Origin of the sequence: Sulfitobacter maritimus, assembly GCF_013346665.1 — a bacterium.
In the GTDB taxonomy this organism is placed as follows: domain Bacteria; phylum Pseudomonadota; class Alphaproteobacteria; order Rhodobacterales; family Rhodobacteraceae; genus Sulfitobacter; species Sulfitobacter maritimus.
The window spans coordinates 803,331-830,243 of sequence record NZ_JABVBB010000021.1; the positions used below are offsets into that span (position 1 = coordinate 803,331).

At 61.6% G+C, this 26,913-nt stretch carries 22 protein-coding genes and 1 tRNA gene; 11 read left to right on the forward strand and 12 right to left on the reverse strand.

The features are described from left to right. Nucleotides 1-7: 7 nt before the first annotated feature. The gene (locus HTT03_RS05905; protein WP_174858910.1) at nucleotides 8-583 is read right to left on the reverse strand and encodes an EF-hand domain-containing protein; all 576 of its coding nucleotides are present in this window, start codon (nucleotides 581-583) and stop codon (nucleotides 8-10) included. A 219-nt stretch (nucleotides 584-802) separates the two neighbouring features. On the opposite strand from HTT03_RS05905, the gene HTT03_RS05910 reads away from it, so the two are divergent. Both HTT03_RS05910 and HTT03_RS05915 read left to right on the forward strand, forming a co-directional pair. Then, nucleotides 803-1,219 carry a DUF983 domain-containing protein gene (locus HTT03_RS05910; RefSeq protein WP_174858911.1) on the forward strand — a complete coding sequence of 139 codons (417 nt, stop codon included), beginning with the start codon at nucleotides 803-805 and terminating at the stop codon, nucleotides 1,217-1,219. Between the two features lie 41 nt (nucleotides 1,220-1,260). Further along, complete coding sequence (locus HTT03_RS05915) at nucleotides 1,261-1,956, forward strand: NUDIX hydrolase (RefSeq protein ID WP_174858912.1); 696 nt, start codon at nucleotides 1,261-1,263, stop codon at nucleotides 1,954-1,956. On the opposite strand, the gene HTT03_RS05920 is transcribed toward HTT03_RS05915, so the two are convergent. Genes HTT03_RS05920 through HTT03_RS05930 form a run of 3 tightly spaced genes read right to left on the reverse strand, consistent with a single transcriptional unit; the run spans nucleotide 1,953 to nucleotide 4,510 of the window. After that, the gene (locus HTT03_RS05920; RefSeq protein ID WP_174858913.1) at nucleotides 1,953-2,873 is read right to left on the reverse strand and encodes a DMT family transporter; all 921 of its coding nucleotides are present in this window, start codon (nucleotides 2,871-2,873) and stop codon (nucleotides 1,953-1,955) included. The two genes, HTT03_RS05915 and HTT03_RS05920, sit on opposite strands and share 4 nt — an antisense overlap. Before the next feature lie 48 nt (nucleotides 2,874-2,921). Then, the gene (locus tag HTT03_RS05925) at nucleotides 2,922-3,467 is read right to left on the reverse strand and encodes a lipocalin family protein (RefSeq protein ID WP_174858914.1); all 546 of its coding nucleotides are present in this window, start codon (nucleotides 3,465-3,467) and stop codon (nucleotides 2,922-2,924) included. Next, nucleotides 3,467-4,510 carry an aldo/keto reductase gene (locus HTT03_RS05930; protein WP_174858915.1) on the reverse strand — a complete coding sequence of 348 codons (1,044 nt, stop codon included), beginning with the start codon at nucleotides 4,508-4,510 and terminating at the stop codon, nucleotides 3,467-3,469. The genes HTT03_RS05925 and HTT03_RS05930 overlap by 1 nt, the downstream gene beginning before the upstream one ends. Before the next feature lie 155 nt (nucleotides 4,511-4,665). On the opposite strand from HTT03_RS05930, the gene HTT03_RS05935 reads away from it, so the two are divergent. Beyond that, nucleotides 4,666-5,889 carry an MFS transporter gene (locus HTT03_RS05935; RefSeq protein WP_174858916.1) on the forward strand — a complete coding sequence of 408 codons (1,224 nt, stop codon included), beginning with the start codon at nucleotides 4,666-4,668 and terminating at the stop codon, nucleotides 5,887-5,889. Between the two features lie 72 nt (nucleotides 5,890-5,961). Further along, nucleotides 5,962-7,674 carry a methionine--tRNA ligase gene (gene metG, locus HTT03_RS05940; RefSeq protein ID WP_174858917.1) on the forward strand — a complete coding sequence of 571 codons (1,713 nt, stop codon included), beginning with the start codon at nucleotides 5,962-5,964 and terminating at the stop codon, nucleotides 7,672-7,674. A gap of 98 nt (nucleotides 7,675-7,772) precedes the next feature. Here the strand turns inward: metG and HTT03_RS05945 are convergent, their stop codons facing one another. The 3 genes from HTT03_RS05945 to HTT03_RS18660 all read right to left on the reverse strand — a co-directional run bounded on the left by HTT03_RS05945 (nucleotide 7,773) and on the right by HTT03_RS18660 (nucleotide 10,674). After that, nucleotides 7,773-9,287 (reverse strand): methyl-accepting chemotaxis protein, encoded by a 1,515-nt coding sequence (locus HTT03_RS05945; protein ID WP_174858918.1) that lies wholly within the window; start codon nucleotides 9,285-9,287, stop codon nucleotides 7,773-7,775. Then, the gene (locus HTT03_RS05950; protein WP_174858919.1) at nucleotides 9,202-10,347 is read right to left on the reverse strand and encodes a HAMP domain-containing protein; all 1,146 of its coding nucleotides are present in this window, start codon (nucleotides 10,345-10,347) and stop codon (nucleotides 9,202-9,204) included. Before HTT03_RS05950 ends, HTT03_RS05945 begins: the two co-directional genes overlap by 86 nt. A 141-nt stretch (nucleotides 10,348-10,488) precedes the next feature. Continuing rightward, nucleotides 10,489-10,674: a hypothetical protein gene (locus HTT03_RS18660; protein WP_246253354.1), complete on the reverse strand. Its 186-nt coding sequence runs from the start codon at nucleotides 10,672-10,674 to the stop codon at nucleotides 10,489-10,491. 27 nt (nucleotides 10,675-10,701) lie between these two features. Here HTT03_RS18660 and HTT03_RS05955 point away from each other — a divergent pair, with 27 nt between their 5' ends. Continuing rightward, nucleotides 10,702-12,105 carry a sensor histidine kinase gene (locus HTT03_RS05955; RefSeq protein ID WP_246253355.1) on the forward strand — a complete coding sequence of 468 codons (1,404 nt, stop codon included), beginning with the start codon at nucleotides 10,702-10,704 and terminating at the stop codon, nucleotides 12,103-12,105. A 17-nt stretch (nucleotides 12,106-12,122) separates the two neighbouring features. Here the strand turns inward: HTT03_RS05955 and HTT03_RS05960 are convergent. Together HTT03_RS05960 and HTT03_RS05965 are read right to left on the reverse strand one after the other, a co-directional pair. Beyond that, a tRNA-Leu gene (locus HTT03_RS05960) sits at nucleotides 12,123-12,209 on the reverse strand. A 73-nt stretch (nucleotides 12,210-12,282) separates the two neighbouring features. After that, complete coding sequence (locus HTT03_RS05965; RefSeq protein WP_174858921.1) at nucleotides 12,283-12,759, reverse strand: Lrp/AsnC family transcriptional regulator; 477 nt, start codon at nucleotides 12,757-12,759, stop codon at nucleotides 12,283-12,285. 106 nt (nucleotides 12,760-12,865) lie between these two features. Here HTT03_RS05965 and putA point away from each other — a divergent pair, with 106 nt between their 5' ends. From putA to HTT03_RS05985, 4 genes are all read left to right on the forward strand, one after another. Further along, the gene (gene putA, locus HTT03_RS05970; RefSeq protein WP_174858922.1) at nucleotides 12,866-16,282 is read left to right on the forward strand and encodes a bifunctional proline dehydrogenase/L-glutamate gamma-semialdehyde dehydrogenase PutA; all 3,417 of its coding nucleotides are present in this window, start codon (nucleotides 12,866-12,868) and stop codon (nucleotides 16,280-16,282) included. A gap of 27 nt (nucleotides 16,283-16,309) precedes the next feature. Next, the gene (locus tag HTT03_RS05975; RefSeq protein WP_174858923.1) at nucleotides 16,310-17,461 is read left to right on the forward strand and encodes an amidohydrolase; all 1,152 of its coding nucleotides are present in this window, start codon (nucleotides 16,310-16,312) and stop codon (nucleotides 17,459-17,461) included. Nucleotides 17,462-17,542: 81 nt separating this feature from the next. Next, on the forward strand, nucleotides 17,543-18,286 hold the full coding sequence (locus HTT03_RS05980; RefSeq protein ID WP_174858924.1) for a rhomboid family intramembrane serine protease: 744 nt from the start codon (nucleotides 17,543-17,545) through the stop codon (nucleotides 18,284-18,286). Then, the gene (locus HTT03_RS05985) at nucleotides 18,283-18,663 is read left to right on the forward strand and encodes a GFA family protein (RefSeq protein WP_174858925.1); all 381 of its coding nucleotides are present in this window, start codon (nucleotides 18,283-18,285) and stop codon (nucleotides 18,661-18,663) included. Before HTT03_RS05980 ends, HTT03_RS05985 begins: the two co-directional genes overlap by 4 nt. A gap of 3 nt (nucleotides 18,664-18,666) precedes the next feature. Here the strand turns inward: HTT03_RS05985 and HTT03_RS05990 are convergent, their stop codons facing one another. The 3 genes from HTT03_RS05990 to HTT03_RS06000 all read right to left on the reverse strand — a co-directional run bounded on the left by HTT03_RS05990 (nucleotide 18,667) and on the right by HTT03_RS06000 (nucleotide 23,263). Beyond that, nucleotides 18,667-19,716 carry a DUF2235 domain-containing protein gene (locus HTT03_RS05990; protein ID WP_174859003.1) on the reverse strand — a complete coding sequence of 350 codons (1,050 nt, stop codon included), beginning with the start codon at nucleotides 19,714-19,716 and terminating at the stop codon, nucleotides 18,667-18,669. 16 nt (nucleotides 19,717-19,732) lie between these two features. Beyond that, on the reverse strand, nucleotides 19,733-22,030 hold the full coding sequence (locus HTT03_RS05995; protein ID WP_174858926.1) for a xanthine dehydrogenase family protein molybdopterin-binding subunit: 2,298 nt from the start codon (nucleotides 22,028-22,030) through the stop codon (nucleotides 19,733-19,735). 99 nt (nucleotides 22,031-22,129) lie between these two features. Continuing rightward, nucleotides 22,130-23,263, reverse strand: a complete 1,134-nt coding sequence (locus HTT03_RS06000; RefSeq protein ID WP_174858927.1) for a type III PLP-dependent enzyme — start codon at nucleotides 23,261-23,263, stop codon at nucleotides 22,130-22,132. Nucleotides 23,264-23,365: 102 nt separating this feature from the next. Here HTT03_RS06000 and HTT03_RS06005 point away from each other — a divergent pair, with 102 nt between their 5' ends. After that, nucleotides 23,366-23,806 (forward strand): Lrp/AsnC family transcriptional regulator, encoded by a 441-nt coding sequence (locus HTT03_RS06005; protein ID WP_174858928.1) that lies wholly within the window; start codon nucleotides 23,366-23,368, stop codon nucleotides 23,804-23,806. 78 nt (nucleotides 23,807-23,884) lie between these two features. Then, nucleotides 23,885-26,818: a valine--tRNA ligase gene (locus HTT03_RS06010; RefSeq protein WP_174858929.1), complete on the forward strand. Its 2,934-nt coding sequence runs from the start codon at nucleotides 23,885-23,887 to the stop codon at nucleotides 26,816-26,818. The last annotated feature ends 95 nt before the right edge of the window (nucleotides 26,819-26,913 follow it).

Sequence of the window (26,913 nt, forward strand, 5' to 3'; positions counted from 1 at the left end):
TTTTGGATCAATCGCGCACAGGCTTGTCATGGCCTTTGCCGTGACGCTTGCCGTGGTGACGGGCGTCCTTGAACTCTTCGGCGCTGATGCTGCCGTTGCCATCCTTGTCCAAACGCTCAAACATCTTGGCCGGGTCATGACGCGCGGTCATTTCTTCGAGCGACAGTTTGCCATCGTCATTGGCATCCATACGCTTGATCATCTTCTCGCCGCCCCTGCGGGATTTCTTACCGTTTTTGCCATGGTGCTTGCCGCCCATCGCCTCCAACTCCGACACGTCAAGGCTGCCGTTGCCGTCCGCGTCGAAACGCTCCAACATCTTCGTGGCCCGTTCCGCGCGGCGGGTATCGCCTGCGGCCTTGAGTTCTTCGCCGGTGACAAAACCATCACCATCAGCGTCCATCTTGGCAAAACGCGCTTCTGCATGGGCCTGCATCTCGGCCTGTGTGATCTCGCCATTGCTGTCAGCGTCAAGACGCTCGAAAAGCCCCTTGCCATCGCCTTGCTGCGCCGTTGCCGCGACGGCACCGAACGCCAGCAAGCCTGTCAAAGCGGCGATCTTGATATTGGTACGAATGGTCATAGTGATACTCCACGTTTTTATAGCGATCGTCTCACGCTTTTGCGCCGCGATCACAGGGTCAAACGCGAACCCAGCGGAGTTCCGTCGCTCAATTCCGAAATTTCTCTGAAAAACTTTCCTGCCCCATCCGCCTGCGCGACATGGCGCCGCAACGGGGGCCTTGGGGCTTTCCTTTTATCCGGGTTGTCGCCATTTAAGAGCCAACCAGAGGATCGACCCATGTCTCAGACCCAGCCCATCTCTTCCGATATTGCAGACACAACTGACACAAACGAGCGCCCGCGCTGGCCTGCGATGCTGCGCGGTTGGCGGGGCAAATGTCCATCCTGTGGCGGCGGTCAGTTGCTGTATAGCTATCTTAAGGTCAACGACGACTGCGCGGTGTGCCGACAGGAATTTCACCATCACCGTGCCGATGACGGTCCGGCCTATTTGACCATTCTCTTCGTTGGTCACCTGCTGGCACCTGCTTTGCATGTCGCCTTTGTCGTCTGGCGGCCTGAGCCTTTGACCCTATTCACGATTTTTGCGGTTGGCTGCACGGCGCTGTCCCTCTACCTTCTGCCTAGATTGAAGGGAGCCTTGATCGGTTTTCAATGGGCCAAGAAGATGGGCGGCTTCGGACGCGCCACCTGATCGGCCTGCCCTTCGGCCCCTGACTGCCGGAGCATCGCCGCATGACCATCGACAAGACCAAAGTTCGCAACGCCGCCACGGTGATCGTGCTGCGTGACCGGCACGTAACGCCGCATATCCTGATGGGGCAACGCGGGGCCAAAGCGGCGTTTATGCCCAATAAATTCGTCTTTCCCGGTGGGGCTGTCGACGCCGGAGACGCGCAGGTGCCGCTTGCGGCTCCCGTCAACGAGCTATGCCACGGCAGGCTCTGCGACGACGCCGACCCCACGCTTGCCCATGCCATCGCCGTCGCAGCAGTCCGTGAGTTATGGGAAGAGACCGGGCTGGTGCTGGGCCGTAAAGGCGCATGGGAGGGCGAGGTGCCGCCCGACTGGAAGACCTTTGCCGCCACCGGCCATTTGCCCGACGCCTCGGCCCTGCAGTTCGTCTTTCGCGCACTGACCCCACCGGGCCGCCCGCGCCGTTTCGATGCGCGGTTCTTTCTGGTGGACGCCGATGACCTTGCCAGCGATCCCGATGATTTTGGCGCCGCTTGTGATGAGCTTTCGCATCTGCAATGGGTGCCGCTAAGCCGCGCCCGGTCTTTCGACATGCCCTTTATCACCGAAGTCGTGCTGGCCGAAGTCGCCGCTCGTGCGCGTGATACCAATCCGCCTACCTCAGTCCCGTTCTTCAAGAACAACGACGAGGAAAGCCTGTTCTTGCGCCTGCATGGCCGCCCGATGACCGGCTAGGTCACCAGCACCAGCATCACAATCGATCCGGCTAGCACCCCCATACCCGCCCATTCGCGGCTTGAGATCCGCTCGCGGAAAAACAGGGTTGAGGCCGCGACGCTCAGCATCAGCTCGACCTGCCCTAGCGCCTTCACATAGGCCGCGTTTTGCAGGGTGAAGGCGATGAACCAGCACAGCGACCCACCCATAGATGTCAGCCCGATCCAGACCGCCACCCGCCGCGCTGCCCATACCCGGCGCATCTGCCCCGGCTCGCGCAGGCGCAGCCAAACGGCCATGATCAGCGTCTGCATCACCACCACTGCCGCCAATGTCACGCCCGCACGCAACAGCGGGTCGTCGGAGGTCACTGCAAGCGACGCGCCACGGTAGCAGACCGCAGAAATGGAAAACAGAAAGCCCGATGCGATCCCCAACCCCGCCGCCCGGTTGCGCAGATCGGCCAAGCGCAGGCCCTTCGCTTCGGCCCCGCCTGACAATAGCAGCAGCCCCACAACCCCAAGCGCAATCGCGGCAAAGCCCAGAGCGGAGACGCCTTCGCCCAAGACGATCCAGCCCATCAGCACGGTCTGGATAACTTCCGTCTTTTTGAAAGTGATGCCCACCGCGAAATTGCGCTGCTTGAACAAAAGCACCACGCAGACCGTCGCCATGATCTGCGCCGTGCCGCCCAAGAGACCATAGAGCCAAAAACCCGGCGTAAGCCGTGGCAGCGCCTGTCCGCTAACGCTCAGATAGATCGGCAGCAGCACGATGACGAAGGGGGCGGAATAGAGAAACCGCGAGAACGTTGCCCCGCCTGCCGAGAGCCTGTCGGTCGCCAGATGCTTTTGCAGCATGAAGCGCCCGGTTTGAAACACAGCGGCAGCAAGGGTGACGAGGATCCAAAGATCGGGTGCGAAAAGACTGTCCATATCCGCCTATAGGCCGAAGTCCTGCAAAGACGCCAGTTCCTTAGCCGCCTAACGTCTGACTTGCAGCGCGCCTATATCATAGCCGTTGAAGTCCAAAATCTCCCGCGCCGCCGCAATACGGTCTGCGCCGCCGGTCATCTGCCGGTCAAGAATCCAGCCATAGCGCCCGTCCGGCGCGCCAACCACCGCGGTCCGGAACCCTTCGTCAACCCAAAGCACCCAAAGCGCGCGTTCGGCCCCGTCCGCCGCCGCGCGGAGCGTATAGCGTCCCGGTCCCTGTTCTGTCGCCTCCCATTGGTCGCGCCGATCCGAACAGGTCCCGGCGGCGTCGCATGACTGTCGATGCTCCACAAAGGTCGGCCCCTGTGGCGCGAAACTGACCGCGCGGAGGTCGCCGTCGCCCGGAAAGGCCGCACGAACCTGCCAGTCGCCGGCAAAACGCGCCGCATCATAGCGGCTCGTTGCACCGATCAAGACTTCGGGGTCACGAAACCCCGCCTCCGGTGGGGGCGTGGCGCTATTACAAGCGACCAATCCGCCAAGCAAGAACGCGGCCAGCGTCAGCCGGGCGTTTTGCCGCCACAACCGCCCCATCAAAAGGGCATCGGGTGGGCTTTATGCACCCTGTCGAGATCGGTCATGACCTCATCGCTCAATGTCAATTCCGCCGCGCCCAGCGCAACCTCCAACTGCTCAAGACTGGTCGCCCCAAAGATGACTGACCCCATGAAGGGCCGTGTGTCGCACCACGCGAGCGCCATCTGTACGGGGTTCAAGCCATGTTTCTCGGCTACTTCGAGATAGGCCGCCACCGCGTCAAACGCACGCGTGGTGACGCGGCCGCCAAGGTCTTCATTGATCGAGAGGCGCGAGCCTTGCGGCACCTTGCCACCCTGATACTTGCCCGAGAGCAACCCAGTCGCCAGCGGTGAAAAGGCCAGCATATCAATCTGTTCATTGATGCAAGTCTCTGCCACATCGGTATCGGCCAAACGGCACATTAGCGAATATTCGTTCTGCACCGAAATCGGGCGCGGCCCTCCAGTGCGCTCGGCCACAGCGGCCCATTGTGTCAGCCCCCAAGCGCTTTCGTTGCTCAAACCGAAGGCTCGGATGGTGCCACGCTCGACCTCGCGTTGCAGCGCTCCGAGCGCGTCTTCCATATGCGCGATGGTCTCGGCGCGGTTCTGCCCGGACGGATCAAACTCCCAGTTCTTGCGGAACATATAGCTGCCCCGGTTGGGCCAGTGGAATTGGTAAAGGTCGATGTAATCTGTCTGCAACCGCTTGAGCGATCCCTCGATCGCTTCGGGGATGGTTTTAGAAGATATTGGTGCACCGTTGCGGGCATGCTGCATCCCTTCGCCGGAATGTTTGCTGGCCAGCACCACCTCATCGCGGCGTTTGCCGCGGGCAAACCATTGACCGATGATCTCTTCGCTCCGGCCCACGGTTTCGGCGCTGATGGGGTTTACCGGATACATCTCGGCGGTGTCGATAAAGTTGATCCCAGCCGCCAGCGCGCGGTCGATCTGCGCATGACCTTCTTCGGCCGTGTTTTGGGTGCCCCATGTCATGGAACCTAAACAGAAATGCGAGACTTCGATGTCGCTGCTGCCAAGTTTCTTCATCTTCATGCCCGGGTTCCTTGCTTGTGATTTGTCCGCAACCTAGCCGCCTGCTGCGCCTTCGCAAGGGCAATCGCCAGCCACTCTTTGCCCAGTCTGCGCAAAAGAGCGGATCACCTGTATTCGCACTTCCGTTCGTCCTGCAATCGGACCAATGTGCGCTCATGCGTTTGCTCATTTCCTTTGCTGCATTGTTCTTTTCGGTCATCCTTCTGCAACTCTCTACCGGAGGGGTCGGGCCGCTGGATGTCCTGTCTGGCCTGCAACTCAATTTCTCGCGGCAAGAGATCGGGATGCTGGGTTCGGCGCATTTTCTGGGCTTTTTCGTCGGCAGCTGGTGGGCCCCTCGGCTGATGGGCAACGTCGGCCACAGCCGCGCTTTTGCCGCCTTTACCGCTGCCGGGGCCATTGGGCTGATGGCGCATATGATGGTGGTAGACCCCTATGCCTGGGCGCTGATGCGGGTCGCCTCGGGGATGTGCGTGGCAGGCTGCTACACGGTGATCGAAGCATGGATGCAAGCCAAGGTCACCAACGAGTCGCGGGGCCGGACGATGGGCGTCTACCGCGTGGTGGATATGAGCGGTTCTTTGGCGGCACAGTTGATCGTCGGGGTCTTGGCCCCTGCTTCTTATGTCTCCTACAACCTGCTCGCCATCGGCTGCTGCGCCGCCCTCTTGCCGCTGACGCTGACCAGAGTCCGGCCACCAGAAACCCCTAGCCAGCCACGCCTGCGCCCCCGACTGGCCTTTGACCGCTCCCCCCTCGCGGCGGCGGGCGTCGTTGTGGCCGCGGTCTCCAGTGCGTCTTTTCGGATGGTCGGGCCGATCTACGGCGAAGAGGTCGGACTTACCGCCACGCAGATCGCTTGGTTCCTTGCAGCCTTTGTGCTGGGCGGGGCGCTGGCGCAATACCCCATGGGCATGTTGGCGGATAAATACGACCGCCGCTGGGTGCTAATCTGGCTGTCTGTGGCGGCGATGGGCGGCTGCGCTGTGACGGTTATGGCCGCTGAATATGGCACAGCGGGGATCATGCTCTCGGCGGGGCTGTTCGGCGCCACCACCTTTCCGATCTATTCGGTCTCTGCGGCCCATGCGCATGATTTTGCAAGCTCGGACGAGCGTGTCGAACTCTCGGCAGCGCTGATGTTTTTCTTTGCCCTGGGCGCGATTGGGGCGCCCTATCTGGCGTCGGTGTTGATAGAGAGCTTCGGCGCGGCGGCCTTGTTTGCGATGATTGCGGTGGCCCATGGTGTGCTGGTGATCTTTGGCCTCGCCCGGATGCGCGCGCGCCCGACACGCACAGAACGCACGCCCTACGTCTATGCGCCCCGCACGACCTTTCTCATCGGGCGGCTATTGGGCCGCGCGCGGGACCGCAAATAGACTAACCCCGTCTTTTGCTGGCAACAGCGCAGCCCTTGCGATATGGCTGCGCCAAGCACCGGGAATATAGATATGACACGTCACCTCATCACCTCCGCGATCCCCTATATCAATGGGATCAAACATCTGGGCAACCTCGTAGGCAGTCAGCTGCCTGCCGACCTCTACGCGCGGTATCAGCGTGGCCGGGGGCATGAGGTTCTGTTCCTTTGCGCCACCGATGAACATGGCACCCCCGCCGAACTGGCCGCTGCCAAGGCGGGCAAACCGGTTGAGGAATATTGCGCCGAGATGTATGCCGTGCAGGCTCGGATTGCTGAAGGCTTCGGCCTGTCATTCGACCACTTTGGCCGATCCTCCAGCCCGCAAAACCACAAGCTGACACAGCATTTCGCAGGGGCGCTGGCCGATCAGGGGCTGATCGAAGAAGTCTTGCAGCGCCAAATTTACTCCCCCACCGATGGCCGCTTTCTGCCGGATCGTTATGTCGAAGGCACCTGTCCCAACTGCGGGTTCGAGGATGCGCGCGGCGATCAATGTGACAATTGCACCAAGCAGCTTGACCCCGAAGACCTGATCAACCCGCGCTCGACCATCTCTGGTGCCACCGATCTGGAAATGCGCGAGACCAAGCATCTTTTCCTGCGGCAGAGCAAGCTGAAGGATGAGTTGGACGCGTGGATCGACAGCAAGACCGATTGGCCCGTGTTGACCACCTCCATCGCCAAGAAGTGGCTGCATGACGGAGACGGGCTACAAGACCGTGGCATCACCCGCGACCTCAGTTGGGGCGTTCCGGTAAAACGCGGCGATCAGGATTGGCCGGGGATGGAAGGCAAGGTCTTCTACGTTTGGTTCGACGCGCCCATCGAATACATCGCCTGTGCGCAGGAATGGGTCGATGCGGGCAAAGGCACCGACTGGGAAAGCTGGTGGCGCACCGACAAAGGGGCGGACAATGTGCGCTATACCCAATTCATGGGCAAGGACAACGTCCCCTTCCATACGCTAAGTTTTCCCGCCACGATCAAAGGTTCCGGCGAGCCGTGGAAGCTGGTGGATTACATTAAATCTTTCAACTACCTGACCTATGACGGCGGGCAGTTCTCCACCTCGCGCGGGCGTGGCGTGTTCATGGATCAGGCATTGGAAATCCTGCCAGCGGACTATTGGCGCTGGTGGCTGCTGAGCCACGCGCCGGAGACATCGGATGCTGAGTTCACATGGGAGAACTTCCAAGCCTCAGTGAACAAGGACTTGGCCGATGTGCTGGGCAACTTCATCAGCCGGATCACCAAATTCTGCCGGTCCAAATTTGGCGAAGCGGTCCCGGACGCCGGAGAATATGGCGAAGCAGAAGAGGCGCTGATCGCTGACATCACCGCCCGCGTCGCCCGATATGAATCCCTGATGGATGCAATGGAAGTGCGCAAATCCGCCGCCGAATTGCGTGGCATTTGGGCTGCGGGCAACGAATACCTGCAAGCGCAGGCACCTTGGACCACCTTCAAGACGGACCCCGATAAGGCCGCGGCTCAAGTCCGCTTGGCTTTGAACCTGATCCCCCTCTATGCAGTGCTATCTGCCCCCTTCATCCCCACAGCTGCGGCGTCCATGCTTGACGCGATGAAGGTTGCAGAGATGCCTTGGCCCGATGATGTCCCCGCCGCTTTGGGCAAACTGCCCGCCGGCCATGGCTTTGAGGTGCCAGAGGTGCTTTTCGCAAAGATTAGTGATGAAGACTGCGAAGCGTGGTCCGAGCGTTTCGCGGGCAAGCGCGACTAAGCGTTTAAGCCGGCGGTCTGCATTGTGTGTTTACAATGCGGACCGCTGTTTCGTTCGTTTTGATCGGCCCTGCGTGCGTGGCAGTCCGGCATAGCTTGCTAGAATTCCTCCCACCCATCAGTCTCCGCTTCCGTCTTGCGGGCCAAGGCCGCGCTGCCATTGGTAACAGGCGCACTCACCGATCTGGGCATTACCTTCTGTGCCGCCGTTGAGGCGGACGCGAGTGGCACGATTGATGTTGCGGGTTCCTTCGACAGGCGAAACCGCGCGACAGCGTGCGCCAGCGCATCGGCCTCACCCGTCAGCGCGTGGCTGGCGGCGGTAGTTTCTTCAAACATGGCTGCGTTCTGCTGGGTCACATGGTCCAGCTCCGTGACCGCGCTGTTGATCTCTGCCAAGCCGCTGGCCTGCTCGCGTGCCGAGGCGGCAATCGCCGAAACACGGTCAGAGATTTCAGAGACCGAGGTTACAATCGCGTTTAACGCCGCACCGGTACGATCCACAAGGTCGACGCCCTGCTTCACTTGATCCCCCGAAGAAGAGATAAGCGTATTGATCTCGCGCGCCGCATCCGAGGAGCGCTGTGCCAAGGCGCGCACCTCTGTCGCAACCACGGCGAACCCGCGTCCTGCCTCCCCTGCGCGGGCTGCCTCGACCCCGGCGTTGAGAGCCAAAAGGTTGGTCTGGAAGGCAATATCGTCAATCACGCTGGTGATTTTTGAGATTTCTTGTGACGACGTTTTGATCCCGCCCATCGCGTCGATGGCTTGCCGCGCCACATCGCCGCCTTGTTCTGCGTTTTTCTGTGCTTCGGCAGACATCGTGCTGGCGTCATCGGCCCCGGCAGCGGCCGAGCGGACGGAGGCGGTGAGTTCATCCAGCGCGGCGGCGGTCTCCTCCAATGTGGCGGCCTGTTTCTCTGTGCGGCGCGACAGATCATCTGCCGCCGAGGTGATTTCTGTCGTTTCGCTGCGGATCGAATCTGCGTTCTGCATCACCGCGCCGATCGCCTCGCGCAGGGATTGCACCGTTGCATTAAAATCGGAGCGGAGTTTTTCGTAGGCTGGTGGAAAGCTGTGGTTGATATCACTGTGCAGGTCACCCTCCGCCAGATTGTTGAGCGCCACGCCAAGATCTTCGACGACGCTTTTCTGCTCAATCGCCACATGGCTGCGCTCAGCCTCTGCCGCGCGCATGCGGGCGTCCGCTTCGGTCACGTCTGCCCCAAGAAACAAGATGCTTTGCACTGCGCCATCCGGCCCTATCACCGGGGTGAAGCTGCCCTCAATAATCCTTGCGCCAGCCTCATGAGGATGCATTTCAAAACGCCCATGCACAGGTGCGCCCTCTCGGACAGAGCGCAGCACGGCGGCGATGGGCTGGTGATCGGTCAGATTGTCCCCAAAGAGTTGACTGATCTCCTGCCCGATCAAGCAATCGCCAAGCCCATTGGTCACGCCGCAGGCGATATCATTCGCTTCGCGGACATGCCCCGCCGCGTCAAACTCAACCCGAATCTGGTTACTATCAATCGTGTTGATCAGAACCGCGTTGCGCTGCTTCGGTCCAATCGGCCCATTCAACCACGGCGCCGATAACGTGACCGTTTGCATCGCTGGCTTGATTGATTTTAATACTAACCACCCGGTCGCCGATACGCGCAGACATCTCCGTCTGGCGACTTGCGGAAAGGTCTGACAAATCCACCTCAAGCCCGCTAAAGCCGTTCAAATCCGCGCCAATCATGGCGTCAGGCTTGATCCCCGGCCAAATTGTCGTCAGGTCTGGCATGAGGCTTTGCAACAGGCTTTGGCACGCGGGGTTAATAAAGATGACCTTCCCAGATTCATCTACCATCATCATAGAGGCCGATGACCCCACGAATGCGGCCCCCCTAAAAGCAGATTCGACGGCGACGGCACTGGCTTCTGACAAAGAGTTTCTAAACTCGTCAAGACGTTGCGCCATTTGGCCAATCTCATCCCGCCGGCCGGTATGAGGGATAGGCCTGTCATAATTTCCCTTTGCAATCTGTGTCATGGCGTTGCGCAAACGCAGCATCGGACGGGTCAAACGGCGCAGCAGGTAATAGCCGGTTACAATCAGCGCGATGACCAGCACGCCGAGCGCCGTCAGGGAGGTTTGTGCCTTCTCCGCAATCAAGGCTGCCGCCCGGAACTTATCCGTCCAGCCGGTGACGACCGCGCCAACGACGGTGCCTTCGCCACCAAAGGTCACGGGCAGCGCCACGGACATCCCGTCTGGGCCTACTGCAACTTGCCCAGTCTCCAACGCCTGTTCGGATAGAGCCAGCGCCCTGTCCTGATCCAGCCCTGTTGAAGAAGTGACAAACATCGGCGCCCCATCGCGGGTCGTGACCATCGCGCCCAACGCATCACGCCCCGCCGCTGCCATGACACCGCTTACGATCTGATCCACCGCGTCGGTGTTGCCGAATTTTACCGAGCCTCCCATCTGCATCGCTAAAAGCCGGGTCACCTCCTCCGCTCGGTCGGTGATCTGGTTCTGCAACTCCCCCCGGTGCGCGAAGAAATGCATCCCCTCGACAATCGTGACGACAAGGATAACGCAGACCGCCACCATAAAGGTGGTCTTGAAAAACAGGCTTCGCAGCGGATTGACCCGCCCGGTGTCAGTATCTGTCAGCGCCATTATGGTTCCTTAACGTTTCCCGCCCCCGACCGGGCAATCTGCCGAGGCTTAAAACATCAGGTCTTACGGCCTGATTAACAGCCCCCAAGGCACACCGAACCCACAGCGCCACAACCGCTCCTAAAAACTTGCGCATTTGTTTCAATGACGCGCCAAATTCTCGCCATATTCGGCCTGCAAAAGAGCAATTCCTGAATAACTTAATAAGATTACAATATGCTCCGGGTTGCCCATACTATCCATTCCGACCACGATCTGGGGCTTGTTTTGCTCGCCGGTCTTCTTTGCACTTTCGGCAGTTGGGTGGTTTCCCGTCTCTACCGTCATGCTTTGGAGCGCCCGCGCGCACAGGCGATGTCTTGGTATTTCTTAACCGCCATGACCGCAGGGGTGACGATCTGGTGCACCCACTTTATCGCGATTCTCGCCTATCAACTCGACGCTCCGGCAAGTTTCCATCTGTCCCTCACCTTCGCCTCTTTGATCATCGCGATCTTGGGATCGACAGTGGGCATCGTGGTCGCTGGCACAAGCGGCGGCGGGTTTCGCATGGCGCTTGGTGGGGTGATCTTTGGCCTCGCCATCTCTGCCATGCATTACACCGGCATGGTCGCCTACCGGGTACAGGGGGTCATCAGCTGGGACCTGTTCTACCTCTTTTTGTCAGTGGTGTTTGCCACGACGCTTTCTGTCGCGGCCCTTTATCTTGCATGTCGCGGCGGGCGTTTCAGTGCGCTCAAGATGACGGGCATGATGACCGCAGCCATTCTTGCGTTGCACTTCACCGGGATGGCCGCGTTTCAGGTCACACCGCTGAAGGTAAACAGCACCTATGACAATCCAGCCGAATACACGCTGATCGCCCTGATCGTGGCAGGCACTGCGCTGATCATCGTATTGGCCGCGCTCTTTAGCCATTTCGTTGAAAACCGGACCCGCAACGAAAGCATCGAAGAACTGCGGAAAGCCCGCGATGCGGCCGAAAGCGCCAGCCGGGCAAAATCGGAATTCATGAGCGTGCTAAGCCATGAACTACGCACCCCCCTGACCATCGTTATCGGCTATGCCACGTTCATGGCAAAATTGAAAAATCACACTTCGTCTAAAATTGGTCCTGACGAGATTATTTCCGCGAAGCATTTCGAAAATATCGGCGATCAGGCCGAACTTTATGGTGAGCGCATTAAATCGGCGGGCGGGCATTTACTGTCTATTATCAATGACATTCTCGACTACACCAGCATGGAACTGAACAACCTCGCGCTGAACAAAGCCCCCTTCTCTGCCCGTACGCTATTGGATGAGGTGGCCGATCAGTTCCAAGGTATGGCCCGCGAAAAGGGTGCCACATTGCATGTGCAGTCGCCAGACCTCACACTCATCGCTGACCGGAGCCGGAGCCTTCAGATCCTCATCAATCTTGTGGGCAACGCGCTGAAATTTTCCAAAGCGACCGAGATCCACCTGCGCGGGCGCGCTGTCACAGACGGATTCTGTTTTGAGGTCGCGGACAACGGCAGCGGCATCGCGCCGCAGAACCTAGAGCGTATTTTTGACGCTTTCACCCAAGTCGAAGACGCCGAAGACCGCGCCGAGGGCGGCACGGGGCTGGGTCTTGCGATCTGCAAAAAACTGGCCCTTGGGCATGGCGGTGACATCACGGTAGAGAGCACGCTCGGCCGGGGGACGACCTTTACCGTCATGTTCCCCAGCCCGATAGCCGAGGCGAAAGCACCAGTTTTGTCAGCGGCAGCCTAAATGGTCGATAGATGGGATGGTGCGGGCGGTGGGACTCGAACCCACACGGGGCTACGCCCCAACAGATTTTAAGTCTGGTATGTCTACCATTCCATCACGCCCGCATCGTGGCGCACAATACCCATCACGGGCGCGGTGTAAATGGCAGATTGCTGTGCGTTACCGCCGGTTTGAGAGTTAGGTCGTCTCTGCCAGCATGGTCTCTTTCACCGCCTCCATCGCCACATAGGTCGAGGTGCTGGCCACATGCGGCAGGGCCGAGATCGTCTCTCCCAGAAAGCGACGATACTCTGACATATTCCGGGTGCGCACCTTGAGCAGATAGTCAAAATGACTCGCGATCATATGGGCTTGTTCGATCTCAGGCACCTTGGCAACGGCACGGTTAAAGGCGCGCAACGCTGCTTCACGCGTGTCGTTCAAACGCACTTCGACAAAGGCCACGTGATCCAGCCCCAGCCGGATCGGGTCCAGCAATGCGCGGTAGCCAAGGATCACACCCCCCTCTTCAAGCCGGCGCAAGCGAGCTTGGGTAGGCGATTTTGACAGACCGATGCGGCGGGCAAGGTCGGTGATGCTGATGCGCCCGTCCTCGGCCAAGACCGACAGAATCGCGCGATCGAAACGGTCAAGCGTCAAAAGGTCATTCGACATGTTCTCGTGTAAACTCCGGTACAATTGACTTCACGCACCCAGATCATCGGGCGATCTTCCCGCAGACAATGGTATATCATAGGCCAAACATCAACTGGAGCCTGACATGCCTCTCGATCACGCCAAAGCCCTGCGTCACACGATTGATGCCCGCACCTATGCTGACCCCGACCCGCTTCTGGCGGAATTGATCGAGACCGCAAATCTATCTCCCGAAGACCGCGCGGCGATCAGCGCCGACGCCGCAGGGCTGGTGCGCGACATTCGCGGCACCTCAGCGCCCGGCATGATGGAAGTCTTCCTCGCGGAATATGGGCTTAGCACGGACGAAGGCGTAGCGCTGATGTGTTTGGCCGAGGCGCTGCTGCGCGTGCCGGACGCCGAGACCATCGACGCGCTGATCGAAGACAAGATCGCCCCCTCCGACTGGGGCCGCCACATGGGCCACTCGACTTCCAGCCTTGTGAACGCTTCCACTTGGGCGCTGATGCTGACAGGCCGCGTGCTTGACGACGACCAGCCCGGCCCCGTCCGACACCTGCGTGCAGCGATCAAACGTCTGGGTGAGCCGGTCATCCGCACCGCCGTGAGCCGCGCCATGCGCGAAATGGGCCGCCAGTTCGTGCTGGGCGAAGACATTCAGGCCGCGATGAAACGCGCAAAGGGGATGGAGAAAAAGGGCTTTACCTATAGCTATGACATGCTCGGCGAAGCGGCCCGGACCGAAGCCGATGCCAAACGCTACCACCTGAGCTATTCGCGCGCGATCTCGGCCATTGCCGATGCCTGCACCCATGAGGACATCCGCAAGAACCCCGGCATCTCGGTCAAACTTTCGGCCCTGCACCCACGCTATGAATTGGCCCAAGAAGCCGCCGTGATGCGCGATCTGGTGCCGCGTCTGCGCGCTTTGGCGCTGCTGGCGAAATCGGCGGGCATGGGGCTTAACATCGACGCCGAGGAAGCCGACCGTCTGGCTCTTTCCCTCGAAGTGATCGACACGGTTATGGCCGAACCTGCGCTGGCAGGCTGGGATGGTTTCGGCGTGGTCGTGCAAGCCTACGGCCCCCGCGCTGGCACGGTGATCGACACGCTTTATGACATGGCCACACGCCACAATCGCCGCATCATGGTGCGTCTGGTCAAAGGCGCCTATTGGGACACCGAGATCAAGCAGGCGCAGGTCGAAGGCATCGACGGTTTCCCGGTTTTCACCCGCAAGGCTGCCACGGACGTGAGCTACATTGCGAACGCCCGCAAACTGCTGAACATGACCGACCGGATCTATCCGCAGTTCGCCACCCACAACGCCCATACCGTCGCCGCTGTGCTGCATATGGCCGACGACCCCGAGGCCTATGAATTCCAGCGCCTGCATGGCATGGGCGAGACGCTGCATGACATCGTGATGCAGAAACACCGCACCCGCTGCCGCATCTATGCCCCCGTGGGCGCGCACCGCGATCTGCTGGCCTATCTGGTGCGCCGCCTGTTGGAAAACGGGGCGAACTCTAGCTTCGTGAACCAGATCGTTGACGAGGACGTGCCGCCAGAGGTCGTGGCCGCCGATCCCTTTGACCAATTGCAAGACAGCGCGCCGACGATCCCCAAGGGGCCGGAGGTCTTCCAGCCGCAACGCGCCAACGCAAAGGGCTTTGACCTAGCACATAGCCCCACGCTCGCCGCCATCGAAGAGGCCCGCCAGCCCTTTGCGGAGGCGACGTGGGAAGCCGCCCCGATCCTTGCGGGGGACGCAGCGCCCGAAGCGGCAGTGGAAGTGATCAACCCCACCGGCGGCACCTCCCCCGGCACGGTGCAACCGGCGTCAAAGGCCGATGTTGCCACGGCGCTCGACAATGCCGCCCCTTGGGACGCGCCGCTGGACACCCGCCGCGCGACCCTGCTGCGCGCCGCCGATATGTTGGAGGACCGCTACGGCGAGATTTTCGCCATTCTCGCCCGTGAGGCCGGCAAGCAGTTGCCCGACTGCGTGGCCGAGCTACGCGAAGCGGTCGACTTCCTGCGCTACTACGCGAGCCAAGCCACCAACACCCCGCCCGCGGGCATCTTTACCTGCATCTCGCCGTGGAACTTCCCGCTGGCGATCTTCTGCGGGCAGGTCACGGCGGCACTCGCAGCGGGCAATGCCGTGCTGGCCAAACCAGCAGAGCAGACCCCGCTGATCGCCAAACTTGCGGTCGAAGTGCTGCACGAAGCGGGCGTCCCCCGCACGGCCCTGCAACTGCTGCCTGGCACTGGCGAGGTCGGCGCGGCGCTGACCGGCGATGCCCGCGTGAACGGCGTGGCCTTCACCGGCTCCACCGCCACCGCCCTGCGCATCCGCGCCAATATGGCCGAACACTGCGCCCCCGGCACCCCGCTGATCGCCGAGACGGGCGGCCTGAACGCCATGATCGTTGACAGCACCGCCCTGCCCGAACAGGCCGTGCAGGCCATTGTCGAAAGCGCTTTTCAATCGGCAGGCCAACGCTGTTCCGCCGTGCGCTGCCTCTATGTGCAAGAGGATATCGCCGACGACCTGATCCGCATGTTGACCGGGGCGATGCAGGCGCTGAACATCGGTGACCCCTGGCATCTGTCCACGGATGTAGGCCCGGTAATCGATGAAGCCGCGCGCAAAACCATTCTGGACCATATTGAGACCGCCCGCGCCAAAGGCCGTGTCATCGCGGAACTCAAGGCGCCCGAAGGCGGCACCTTTGTGGGCCCAGCGATCCTGCGGGTGGACAGCATTGCCGATATGAAGCGCGAGATTTTCGGCCCTGTGCTGCATGTCGCGACCTTCAAGAGCCATGAGCTCGACGCGGTGATCGACGCCATCAACGCCACCGGCTATGGCCTGACCTTTGGCCTGCACACCCGCATTGACGACCGGGTGCAGCATGTCTCGGAGCGGATCGAGGCGGGCAACATCTACGTCAACCGCAACCAGATCGGCGCGATTGTCGGCAGCCAACCCTTTGGCGGCGAAGGGCTGTCCGGCACGGGGCCAAAGGCAGGCGGGCCGAACTATCTGCCGCGTTTCAGCGCGCCAGATCATCAGGACAGCGCCGGCACATGGGAGGCCGCGCAAAGCCAACTCCCCGCCCTGCCCGCGCATCAACCAACCGTGCTGGAAACCCAGTCGATGCCCGGCCCCACGGGCGAGAGCAACCGCCTGTCGACCCTGCCACGCCCCGCGCTCTTGTGCATGGGACCGGGGGCAGAGACGGCTGCCGCGCAGGCCAAGGCGGTGCGGGCCTTGGGCGGCGTCGCAGTCGAGGCGACAGGCCAGATTAACCCCGATCTGCTCACCTCCGGTCCGGCCTATGGCGGTGTACTCTGGTGGGGGGACGACGCCACTGCGCGCAAGATCGACCAAGCACTGGCACAGCGCGAGGGGGCGATCATCCCACTGCTGCGCGGCCTGCCTGATACCGCGCGTGTCCGGGCGGAGCGGCATGTCTGTGTTGACACCACCGCCTCTGGCGGCAATGCACAGCTCTTGGGGATGATGGCCTAAAACGGCACGCACAACCGGAGGAGCGCCATGCTAACGAACAGCGACATTCAAGACCTGACGCAGTTTCGCAGGGCGCTCCATCAATACCCCGAAGTCTCGGGCGAGGAGTCCGAGACCGCCCGCACCATCGCGGCGGAACTGGAAAAACTCGGCCCCAGACGTATCCTGACGGGTCTGGGCGGGCATGGGGTTGCAGCAGTCTTTGACAGCGGCACCCCCGGCCCCACCGTCCTGTTCCGCGCCGAGTTGGACGGGCTGCCGATCCCCGAAGACCATGACATTCCTTGGGCGTCCAAAGTGTCGGGCAAAAGCCATGTCTGCGGCCATGACGGCCATATGACCATGCTGTTGGCCCTGGGCCGTATGATCTCGCGCCGCCCGGTCGCTCAAGGGCGTGTGGTGTTGATGTTCCAGCCAGCAGAGGAAGACGGCAGCGGCGCCAAAGCGGTCGTGGCGGACCCGGCCTATGCTGAGATCGCCGCCGATTGGGCCTTTGCCATTCATGTCGAGCCGGGCCAGCCCTTTGGCCATGTTTCCTCCGGTCCGGGGCTGATCAACTGCGCGTCAATGGGCATGGCGATCACGCTGACCGGCAAAACCGCCCATGCCGCCGACCCCGACGATGGCACCTCGCCCGCGCTAGCGGTGGCGCAACTGCTCCCGGCGGTCGACGCGCTTGGGGCGGGTGGAACACTGGATGATGATTTCAGGCTGGTGACGCTGACCCACGCACGCATTGGCGAGCCGAGTTTTGGCATCGCCCCCGGCGAGGCGGTGATCTATGCCACCCTGCGCAGCGCTCACGACACCGGACTGGCCGAGATCGAAGCGGACCTGCGCGCTCTGGTGGATGACGTCGCAGCTGCGCATGGGCTGAAGCACAGCCTCGAGATCTTTGACCATTTCGCAGCCTCTATCAACGCGCCGGAAGCCTATGAGGTCGCCCGCACTGCGATGAACGCTCTGGGGGTCTCAAATGGCGCTGAAGGCGTACCGATGCGCGCTTCTGAAGATTTCGGCGTCTTTGGTCAGACCGCAAAGGCGGCCATGCTCTGCCTCGGGCCGGGCAAGGACTACGCCGCGCTGCACAACCCGGACTACGATTTCCCCGATGACCTGATCCCCATCGGCGCGGGCATTTTCGAGCGGATCGCGCGGGATTTGCTCGGCACCGCTTGACATGCGCCAGCGTCAGCGCAGCTAAGACGCACGCAACTGCGCGTCTTGACCACGCGCAGGACTTGGCAAAGGGTGGCCGGCATGTTCCCGATCCGCGATCATAACCCCTCGGGCCGCACGCCCTATGTCACCTATGCGTTGATGGCGCTGAATATTGGCGTGTTTTTGTCCTACGTGGGGCTGATGGCCGACGATCAGGCGCTTGGGATGTTTTACTACACCTATGCGCTGCTGCCAGCTCGGCTAAGCCTCGGCGAAGGTTATGGCGGGCTGCTCACCTCTATGTTCCTGCATGGCGGCTGGATGCATTTGGCGGGTAACATGTTGTTTCTGTATATCTTTGGGGACAACGTCGAAGATGAGATGGGCCATATCCCCTATCTGCTCTTTTACCTCGCTTGCGGCATTGCGGCGGGGCTTGGCCAAGTCATCACCGAGCCGCTCTCTTGGGTGCCGATGGTCGGTGCCTCGGGCGCTATCGCCGGGGTGATGGGCGGCTATCTGCTGCTGTTTCCCCGCGCCAAGGTCGATATTCTGGTGATCTTCATCGTGTTTTTCCGCATCTTTCCGATCCCGGCTTGGATCATGCTGGGGCTGTGGTTTGCACTGCAATTCATCGGCGGGATCGGGGCCACGCCCGGCAGCGGCGGCGTGGCCTATTGGGCGCATGCCGGAGGGTTCATCGCCGGTCTGGTGCTGACCCTGCCAGTCTGGCTGCGCCGGGGTGGTTTTGCCTTCTGGTCGCGCACCCATGGCCATCCACCCCATGCCTCCGCTCAATATGACGTGATCGAGAGCCGCATTCCGAAAGTGAGACGCAAATGACCGAAACCTCTGAAACCCGTCGCGCCTCTTGCCACTGCGGCGCCGTGGTGATCGAAGCGCTGCTGCCACAGGGACTGGCCTCCGCTTCGCGCTGCACCTGCTCTTTCTGCCGCCGCCGCGCTGCGGCCACGGTAACGGCTATCGCCAGCAAGGTGACCGTGCTCAAAGGGGCCGATAACCTGACGCTCTACACTTGGGGCACCCACACAGCGCAGCATTACTTTTGCAAGACCTGCGGGATTTACACCCACCACCAGCGCCGCTCCAACCCCGAAGAATGTGGCGTGAACCTTGGCGCGCTTGAAGGGGTACACCCATGGGAGCTAGAGCCGCTGCCTTATAGCGATGGGATCAACCACCCCTCTGACCGGAACTGAACACTAAGAACTCGAAATCGCACCCTGAGCGCGGGCCAGAATGCCCGGGCGTGTGGTCTGGGCTGTGCGGGTGGCAACGCTCTCGTGGATGCGCTCAGAAGGGTCCGCCCCCACCACACGGCGACGGCGCGACATGAGGATGCGCCCATGCCCGCGCCACTGGCCGACAGAGGGCGCGGTTGGGTCTTGCGGAAAGCGATGCGTCCAGCCAAGCGGCAGCGGCAACCCGCTCTCATTCATGCGCAACAGCAGCCAGACCAGCGGAATGTTAGACAAGGGCCGCGCGGCATGATGCCCGCTCAACTGCCCACCAACGTCACCATGGGTGCCTGAGAACCAGACCTGCTCCAACCGCCCGGTATAGCCTTCGGGCGTGGTCCACATCACCGGACCATAGGCGACCCGATTTTCGTTCAAGGCCAGCGCCTGAAATCCGTTTTTGACGATCAGGCTCAGATCGTGGTTGTGAAAGGCGTGGCGCGGATAGGACAACCGCCACAGAAACGGCGCGTTGATGCCCAAGGATTTGACCGTATCCCACGCGCCAATCGCTTCGATCTGAACCTCAGGATGGCAGTTGGCCTCGGCAAAAGCGCGACCGGCGTCGCTGAGTGTTTGGGCCTCATAGTAGCGGTACACATCACGAATGTTACGCTCTGTCGCAGCATCAGCACGCAGCAGGCCCACACGGTCGATCACCCCGGCGAGCGAGCGCACCGCATAGGCGCCGCGCGAATAGCCCATCAGGTAAATCTGATCCCCCGGACGGTAGCGCGAGGCAAGATAGCCATAGGCCCGGCGGATTTGCCGGTTAATCCCGCGCCCCATGATCACATCCCGCGCGCTACGCCAATCGCGCCATTGCAGACCGGGCTCATAATAGATCGACAACGCGCTGCCCATCTCGCGGCAAAGGCCATAGGCAAGGCCCGCGTTGGTCTCCTCCCCCGGTGCCAGCGACGACATCGTCCCATCCAGAATGATAACATGGGTGACCGCCCCCCGACGGGGGCCGAAATCTGTCTCAGGTCGCCGCCAAAGCCGCCCGAACAGCCGCCGAAAAAGGCTCTCACTCCGCTGCGATTGCGTCACCTTGCAGCATCTCCCAAACCCGGTGCGGCGTGAAAGGCATGTCTGCCTGTCTTACGCCCTGTTCCCACAGCGCATCCTGCACCGCATTCGATACCGCCGCGAGCGCCCCCACGGTCCCCGCTTCGCCGCAGCCTTTCATCCCCATCGGGTTGGCCGTAGACGGCACCGGCTCGGAGGTGAAAGAGATCATCGGCAAGTCCGCCGCCCGCGGCATGGCGTAATCCATGAAAGTGGCGGTCAGAAGCTGGCCGTCTTCATCATAGACCACCCGTTCCTGCACCGCCTGCCCGACACCCTGGGCCACCCCGCCATGCACCTGACCTTCGGCCAGTATGGGGTTGATAAGGTTGCCAAAATCATCCACCACCGTGTAGCGGTCCAGCGTCACGACGCCGGTCTCGGGGTCGATCACCACCTCGGCCACATGCGCGCCATTGGGGTAACTGCGCCCCGGTAAGGTGCTGCGCTCGTGATGGCTCAGCAGATCGTGGCGCCCTTTGGCGCGGGCCATCTCGGCCACTTCCAACATGGTCGGCGTCAGGTTCGAGCCTTCTGCGCGGAAGCGTTCATCGTCAAAGGAGATCTCTGCGGCATCGACGCCCATTTCCTCGGCCAGAAAGCCCGCAAACACTTCCGTGATCTTGGCCACGGTAGCCAGCGTCGCATTGCTCTGCGTGGTGACCGAGCGCGAGCCGCCGGTGCCGCCGCCTTTCTTTATCAGATCACTGTCCCCCTGCACGACACGGATGCGATCCGCAGGAATACCGGTTTGGTCCGACAGGAACTGCGCATAGACCGTTTCATGGCCCTGCCCATTGCTCTGGGTGCCGACATAGATCGTCACGCTGCCGTCCTCCTCAAAAACCACTTTTGCACCTTCCGCAGGATCACCCAAAATGCTTTCGATATAGTAACACAGCCCCTGCCCACGCAGCAGACCGCGCTTGGCATCGGCCTCGCGTCGCGCGGTGAAACCATCGCGGTCAGCTTCTTGCGCGGCGCGGTTTAGCAGGCGGGAAAAATCCCCCACATCGTAACGCTCCCCCGTGGCAGTGGTATAGGGAAACTGATCCGGCTTAATAAAGTTGATCCGCCGCAACTCCCACGGATCCACGCCCAACTCCCGCGCGGCGCGGTCCATCAGCCGTTCAAGCACATAGATCGCCTCAGGCCGCCCGGCTCCGCGATAGGCATCGACCTGCACGGTGTTGGTGTAAAAGCCTTCGACATGCAGATAGGTGTCTTGGACATCATAAACGCCCATCAACACCTTGGAGAACAGTTGCGACTGGATCGGCTGGCCGAACTGGCTGTTATAGGCACCAAGGTTGCAGCGCGTGTCGACGCGGTAGGCGGTGATCTTGTGGTTTTCGTCAAAGGCGAACTCGGCCCAAGACACCAGATCGCGCCCGCCGTTATCGGTGAGCATCGCCTCTGTGCGCTCCGACATCCAGCGCACCGGGCGGCCCAGCGTCCGTGCGGCTTGGGCCACGCAGAAATATTCCGGATAGGTCATCGCCTTCATGCCAAAACCGCCGCCGACATCGGGGTTGGTCACGCGCACGTCGTCCTCTGTCAGCCCAAAGGCTTTGACGAAAAACCCCTTATGCGCCCAGACGCCCTGCCCGCCCAAAGCCACATGCAGCCGCCCATCGGTCCATTCCGCATAGCAGCCCCGCGGCTCCATCGAGTTGACGATGATCCGGTTGTCGCCCACCTCCAGCTTCACACGATGCGCAGCTTTGGCAAAGGCAGCCTCGACCGCCGCCTCGTCACCCATGCCCCAGTCAAAGGCGCGGTTGTCCGGCGCTTCGGCGTGCAGAGGCGCGCCGCCCGGTGCGAGGTCCATCTTCGCGGGCAGGTCATCGGCGTCGAAGAGGATCAACTCTGCCGCATCGCGGGCCTGTTGCAGGGTTTCTGCCACGATCAGCGCCACCGGCTCGCCCACATAGCGCACCCGGTCCTTGGCCAGCATCGGGCGCAGCGGTTTGGCGCCTTTGCTGCCGTCGCGGTTTTCGACCACTGTGCCGGGCAGCGCGATATTCACCCCTGCTGTTTCGAGATCGGCACAGGTCAGCACGGCATGCACGCCCTCTGCCGTACGCGCCTCGTTCACGTCCAACTCGGTGATCAGCCCATGCGCCACCGGAGCGCGGAAAAAGAGACCGTGCAGCGCGTCCGGCGGGGCGATGTCATCCACATAGCGCCCCTGTCCGGTCAGAAACCGCTGGTCCTCCACCCGTTTGACCGGCTGGCTCCTCCCGAACTTCTCCATCTGACGCTGCCCTCGTTGCCTGCACTGCTTTTAATCAACAGTAGCGAGCAGCGTGTCAGTGTCCAGAGCCACTCCCGCCTAGGAGGTGGAAGTGTAGCATCACAACCCTGAAACCAGTTCGACCCGCGCCACCCCGTAACCGTTAAAGGCCGTGGACATGGCAATCGAATAGGCCCCCATGCCGCCGAACAAAAGGTAGTCGCCGGTCTGCGTGTCTTCGGGCAGTGGCAGCCCATCGGGCAACCGGTCCAGAGAGTCGCAGGTGGGGCCAAAGACGATGCGCGGGGTCCGGGTTTTATGGCGCAGCGCCCCATCTGGACCCACCACATCAATCAAGCCAGAGAGGCCCATATCCCGCAGATCGGCCAAGCCACCATAGATCCCGTCATTGAGAAATACCGTTTCGCCCTCGGCCCGCATCCCCTTGATCCGCGCGGCCAAGACAGCGGCATCTGCCACCATCGCGCGCCCCGGTTCGCAGAGCAGCGTTGGTGCTCCCTCGCCAAAGGTCTCCACCAAAGCCACCTTTACGGCTGCGAACACCGCCCCATGATCCGGCGCGTCAAACCCTCGGTCGACAGCAAAGCCACCGCCGATGTTCAGACGATTAATCGAAACATCCGCCGCCCGCAAAATACCTGCGGCAGCACGCACATATTGCGCCCAAGCCTGCGGGTCATTGCATTGTGTGCCGGGATGGAAACACAGCGATGGGGTAAAGCCAATCTTGACCACTTCGCGCAGCAGTTCTGCCGCCAGATCGGGCGCCGCGCCGAATTTCGCACCGAAATCATAGGCCGCACCCTTTACCGGCAGCGCAAAGCGCACCGCGACCTCGGCGCTGCGCGGCACATCGGCCAGTTTCGCCAGTTCCGAGAAGTCATCGACAGACCAGCTCGCCACACCCTCTTTGATCCCCGCAGCCACCTCCTCGGTCGAGCGCACGGGGTTGTTGTAATGCAGCACTGCCTGTGGGCAGACCGCCCGCACCGCCGCCATCTCTGCCGGAGAGGCGACATCAAAAGTCGTGATCCCCGCCGCGACGAGGTTCGACAGCACTTCAACCCGGTCATTGGCCTTGACCGCATAGGTCACCAGCCCATTGAACTCCGCCTGAAACCGCCGTGCCGTAGCTTGCAGCACCGAAGGCGCAAGAAAGAGCACCGGCGCATCGGGGCTATGTTTCGCCAGAAAGGCGGCGGGTGTGTCGGACAGGGGGGCGGTGTGCTGCATCGGAACCTCAGGTTTTTGCTTTTCTCTAGCAAATCACCATTCTTGGTCGATTCATCGTGGCAGACGGCCTATTGTGATGGAAACTTTCGGCAGAGTGACGATATGACAGCACAAATCGACGAAACTGATCGCGCCCTGATTGCGGCTTTGCAAGGCAATGCCCGCCAGCCCATCGCCGATCTCGCCCGCAAACTCGGCCTTGCTCGCACGACAGTTCAGGCCCGGTTGGAGCGGTTAGAACGCAGCGGCGCTATCGCAGGCTATACGCTCCGTCTTGGCGAGGCTGCCCGCGCCCCACTTCACGCCACCGCCTTGGTGAACATCGAACTCCGTGCCGGCCCCGCCGTGCTCGCCCGTCTGCGCAGCCTGCCCGGGGTGCAGGTGGTCCACACCACCTCGGGCCGCTTTGACCTGCTGGTACAGATCGCCGCACAGACCACGCATGAGTTGGACGAAACCCTCGACCGCATTGGCGAGACGCGGGGGGTGAAAGGCAGCGAAAGCCTCATTCATCTGAGCACTAAGATCGACCGGCGCGGCTAAGCCCTGCCCGCTAAGCCATAGGTCTTTCCCTCGCCGCGCCAGCCCGTTAAACGGGGCGCAACAAAAGGGATCATGACCATGGCACTCGAAAAGACCTTCAACGCCGCCGAGGCGGAAAGCCGCATCTACGCCGATTGGGAGACCAAGGGCGCGTTCAAAGCAGGCGCGAATGCGCAGCGGGATGAGCATTTCTCGGTGATGATCCCGCCGCCGAATGTCACCGGCTCGCTGCACATGGGCCATGCCTTTAACAACACGTTGCAGGACATTCTGGTGCGCTGGCACCGGATGCAGGGTTTCGACACGCTTTGGCAGCCCGGCCAAGACCACGCGGGCATCGCCACGCAGATGGTGGTGGAGCGAGAATTGGCCGCCACCGGCCAGCCGGGCCGTCGCGAGTTGGGCCGCGAGGCTTTCACCGCCAAGGTCTGGGAGCAAAAGCAGAAATCCGGCGGTACGATCATTGACCAGCTGCGCCGCTTGGGCGCGTCTTGCGACTGGTCGCGCAACGCTTTCACTATGTCCGGCGCACCCGGTGCGCCCGCGGGCGAAGAGGGCAATTTCCACGATGCCGTCATCAAGGTTTTCGTGGATATGTATAACAAAGGCCTGATCTACCGCGGCAAGCGGCTGGTCAACTGGGACCCGCATTTCGAGACCGCGATCTCTGACCTTGAGGTCGAGAGCACCGAAGTCGACGGCCACATGTGGCACTTCAAGTATCCGCTGGCGGGGGGTGAGACCTATACCTACGTCGAGAAGGACGAAGACGGCAACGTGCTGTTTGAGGAGACCCGCGACTATATCTCCATCGCCACAACGCGGCCTGAAACCATGCTCGGCGATGGCGCGGTGGCAGTTCACCCATCGGATGAGCGTTACGCCTCAATCGTCGGAAAACTCTGTGAAATTCCCGTTGGCCCGAAAGAGCAGCGCCGTCTGATCCCGATCATCACCGACGAATACCCGGATAAGAACTTCGGCTCGGGCGCGGTAAAGATCACCGGCGCACATGACTTCAACGACTACGGCGTCGCCAAGCGCAACGGCATCCCGCTCTACGCGCTGATGGACACCCAAGGGAAGATGCGCGCCGATGGTCTGCCCTACGATGAGGCCGCCGCCCGCGCGCAGGCCATCGCCGAGGGATCGGAAGCCGCTCCCGAAGACGCGACCGAGATCAACCTCGTCCCCGACGCCTACCGAGGCCTCGACCGTTTCGAAGCCCGCAAACGCGTGGTCGAAGACGTGACCGCCGAGGGTCTCGCTGTGATGACCGAGGCGACCGACCCCCGCCTTGGCCGCGCCGCCAAGAAAGCCCCCGTCGAGCCCGGTGAAGGCGGCGAGATGCGCACCGAGGAAGAGAACCTCGTGCCGCTGGTGGAAGCCAAGAAGATCATGCAGCCCTTCGGCGACCGCTCAAAGGTGGTGATCGAGCCGATGCTGACCGACCAATGGTTTGTTGCCACCGACAAGATCGTGCAGCCCGCTATCGACGCCGTGCGTTCTGGCGAAGTCACGATCCTGCCCGAGCAGGACCGCAAAGTGTACTTCCACTGGCTGGAGAACATCGAGCCTTGGTGCATTTCGCGCCAGCTCTGGTGGGGGCATCAGATCCCGGTGTGGTTCGACGACGAGGGCAACGAATATTGCGCACCGACCGAGGCCGAGGCGCAGGCCATGGCGCCGGGCAAGACCCTGCGCCGCGATCCCGACGTGCTCGACACATGGTTCTCCTCCGGCCTTTGGCCCATCGGCACGCTCGGCTGGCCTGAGCAGACGGCGGAGCTTCAGAAATACTTCCCCACCTCCGTGCTGGTCACCGGCTTCGATATTATCTTCTTCTGGGTCGCCCGGATGATGATGATGCAATACGCCGTGGTCGATCAGAAACCCTTCGACACCGTCTATGTCCACGCGCTGGTGCGCGATGAGAAGGGCAAGAAGATGTCGAAGTCCCTGGGCAACGTGCTCGACCCGCTGGAGTTGATCGACGATTACGGCGCAGATGCTGTGCGTTTTACGCTGACCTCAATGGCAGCGATGGGGCGCGACCTGAAGCTCTCGACGCAGCGCATCGCGGGCTATCGCAACTTCGGCACCAAGCTTTGGAACGCCCACCGCTTTGCCGAGATGAACAACGTCTTCGACAGCATGCCTGCGACGATGCCGCAGCCACAAGCCACGCTGAACAAATGGATCGTGGGTGAGACCGCCCGCATCCGCGAAGAAGTGGACGCGGCCCTCGGCAACTTCCGTTTCAACGATGCGGCCAATGCGCTTTACGCATTTGTCTGGGGCAAGGTCTGCGACTGGTATGTGGAACTCTCCAAGCCGCTGTTGCAGGACGACGCGCCGGAGGCCGAAGAGACCCGCGCAACGATGGCTTGGGTGCTAGAGCAATGTCTGGTGCTGCTGCACCCGATCATGCCCTTCATCACCGAAGAGTTGTGGCAAACCGCCGCCAAGCGCGACGAGTTGCTCGCCCTGACCGATTGGCCGACCTATACGACCGCCGACTTGCTGGACGCAGAGGCGGACCGCGAGTTGAACTGGGTGATTGGTCTGATCGAAAGCATCCGCTCCGCGCGTCAGCAGATGCATGTGCCAGCGGGGCTGAAGGTGCCGATGCTGGTGACCGAGATGGACGAGGCCGCGCAGGGCGCATGGGACCGCAACGAGGTGATGATCAAACGCCTTGCGCGGGTCGAGAGCCTTGAGCGGACCGAGAGCTTCCCTAAAGGTACGGTTTCTATTGCCGCACCGGGGGCGAGCTTTGGCCTGCCGCTGGCGGGTCTGATCGACATCGATGCCGAGAAAGCCCGTCTGCAAAAGTCGCTCGACAAGCTGGGCAAGGAGATCGGCGGGCTGAAGGGGCGGTTGAACAACCCCAAATTCGCGGCGTCGGCTCCGGAAGAGGTTGTGGCCGAAGCGCAGGCGAACCTTGCGGCCCGTCAGGAAGAGGCAGACCAGTTGCAGGCGGCTTTGGACCGACTGGCTGAACTGGGCTGAGATTCCCGGCGTGGTGGTTTAGCCGCCATGCCAAACACGCCACGCGAGCAGGGCAGCGCCAGACCGCGGGATGGTGCTGTCAACGATGCAGTGAG

Coding starts and splice junctions, on each gene's coding strand:
- HTT03_RS05905 (WP_174858910.1), bottom strand. CDS start 583: ATGACCATTCGTACCAATATCAAGATCGCCGCTTTGACAGGCTTGCTG.
- HTT03_RS05910 (WP_174858911.1), top strand. CDS start 803: ATGTCTCAGACCCAGCCCATCTCTTCCGATATTGCAGACACAACTGAC.
- HTT03_RS05915 (WP_174858912.1), top strand. CDS start 1,261: ATGACCATCGACAAGACCAAAGTTCGCAACGCCGCCACGGTGATCGTG.
- HTT03_RS05920 (WP_174858913.1), bottom strand. CDS start 2,873: ATGGACAGTCTTTTCGCACCCGATCTTTGGATCCTCGTCACCCTTGCT.
- HTT03_RS05925 (WP_174858914.1), bottom strand. CDS start 3,467: ATGGGGCGGTTGTGGCGGCAAAACGCCCGGCTGACGCTGGCCGCGTTC.
- HTT03_RS05930 (WP_174858915.1), bottom strand. CDS start 4,510: ATGAAGATGAAGAAACTTGGCAGCAGCGACATCGAAGTCTCGCATTTC.
- HTT03_RS05935 (WP_174858916.1), top strand. CDS start 4,666: ATGCGTTTGCTCATTTCCTTTGCTGCATTGTTCTTTTCGGTCATCCTT.
- metG (WP_174858917.1), top strand. CDS start 5,962: ATGACACGTCACCTCATCACCTCCGCGATCCCCTATATCAATGGGATC.
- HTT03_RS05945 (WP_174858918.1), bottom strand. CDS start 9,287: ATGCAAACGGTCACGTTATCGGCGCCGTGGTTGAATGGGCCGATTGGA.
- HTT03_RS05950 (WP_174858919.1), bottom strand. CDS start 10,347: ATGGCGCTGACAGATACTGACACCGGGCGGGTCAATCCGCTGCGAAGC.
- HTT03_RS18660 (WP_246253354.1), bottom strand. CDS start 10,674: ATGACGGTAGAGACGGGAAACCACCCAACTGCCGAAAGTGCAAAGAAG.
- HTT03_RS05955 (WP_246253355.1), top strand. CDS start 10,702: ATGTCTTGGTATTTCTTAACCGCCATGACCGCAGGGGTGACGATCTGG.
- HTT03_RS05965 (WP_174858921.1), bottom strand. CDS start 12,759: ATGTCGAATGACCTTTTGACGCTTGACCGTTTCGATCGCGCGATTCTG.
- putA (WP_174858922.1), top strand. CDS start 12,866: ATGCCTCTCGATCACGCCAAAGCCCTGCGTCACACGATTGATGCCCGC.
- HTT03_RS05975 (WP_174858923.1), top strand. CDS start 16,310: ATGCTAACGAACAGCGACATTCAAGACCTGACGCAGTTTCGCAGGGCG.
- HTT03_RS05980 (WP_174858924.1), top strand. CDS start 17,543: ATGTTCCCGATCCGCGATCATAACCCCTCGGGCCGCACGCCCTATGTC.
- HTT03_RS05985 (WP_174858925.1), top strand. CDS start 18,283: ATGACCGAAACCTCTGAAACCCGTCGCGCCTCTTGCCACTGCGGCGCC.
- HTT03_RS05995 (WP_174858926.1), bottom strand. CDS start 22,030: ATGGAGAAGTTCGGGAGGAGCCAGCCGGTCAAACGGGTGGAGGACCAG.
- HTT03_RS06000 (WP_174858927.1), bottom strand. CDS start 23,263: ATGCAGCACACCGCCCCCCTGTCCGACACACCCGCCGCCTTTCTGGCG.
- HTT03_RS06005 (WP_174858928.1), top strand. CDS start 23,366: ATGACAGCACAAATCGACGAAACTGATCGCGCCCTGATTGCGGCTTTG.
- HTT03_RS06010 (WP_174858929.1), top strand. CDS start 23,885: ATGGCACTCGAAAAGACCTTCAACGCCGCCGAGGCGGAAAGCCGCATC.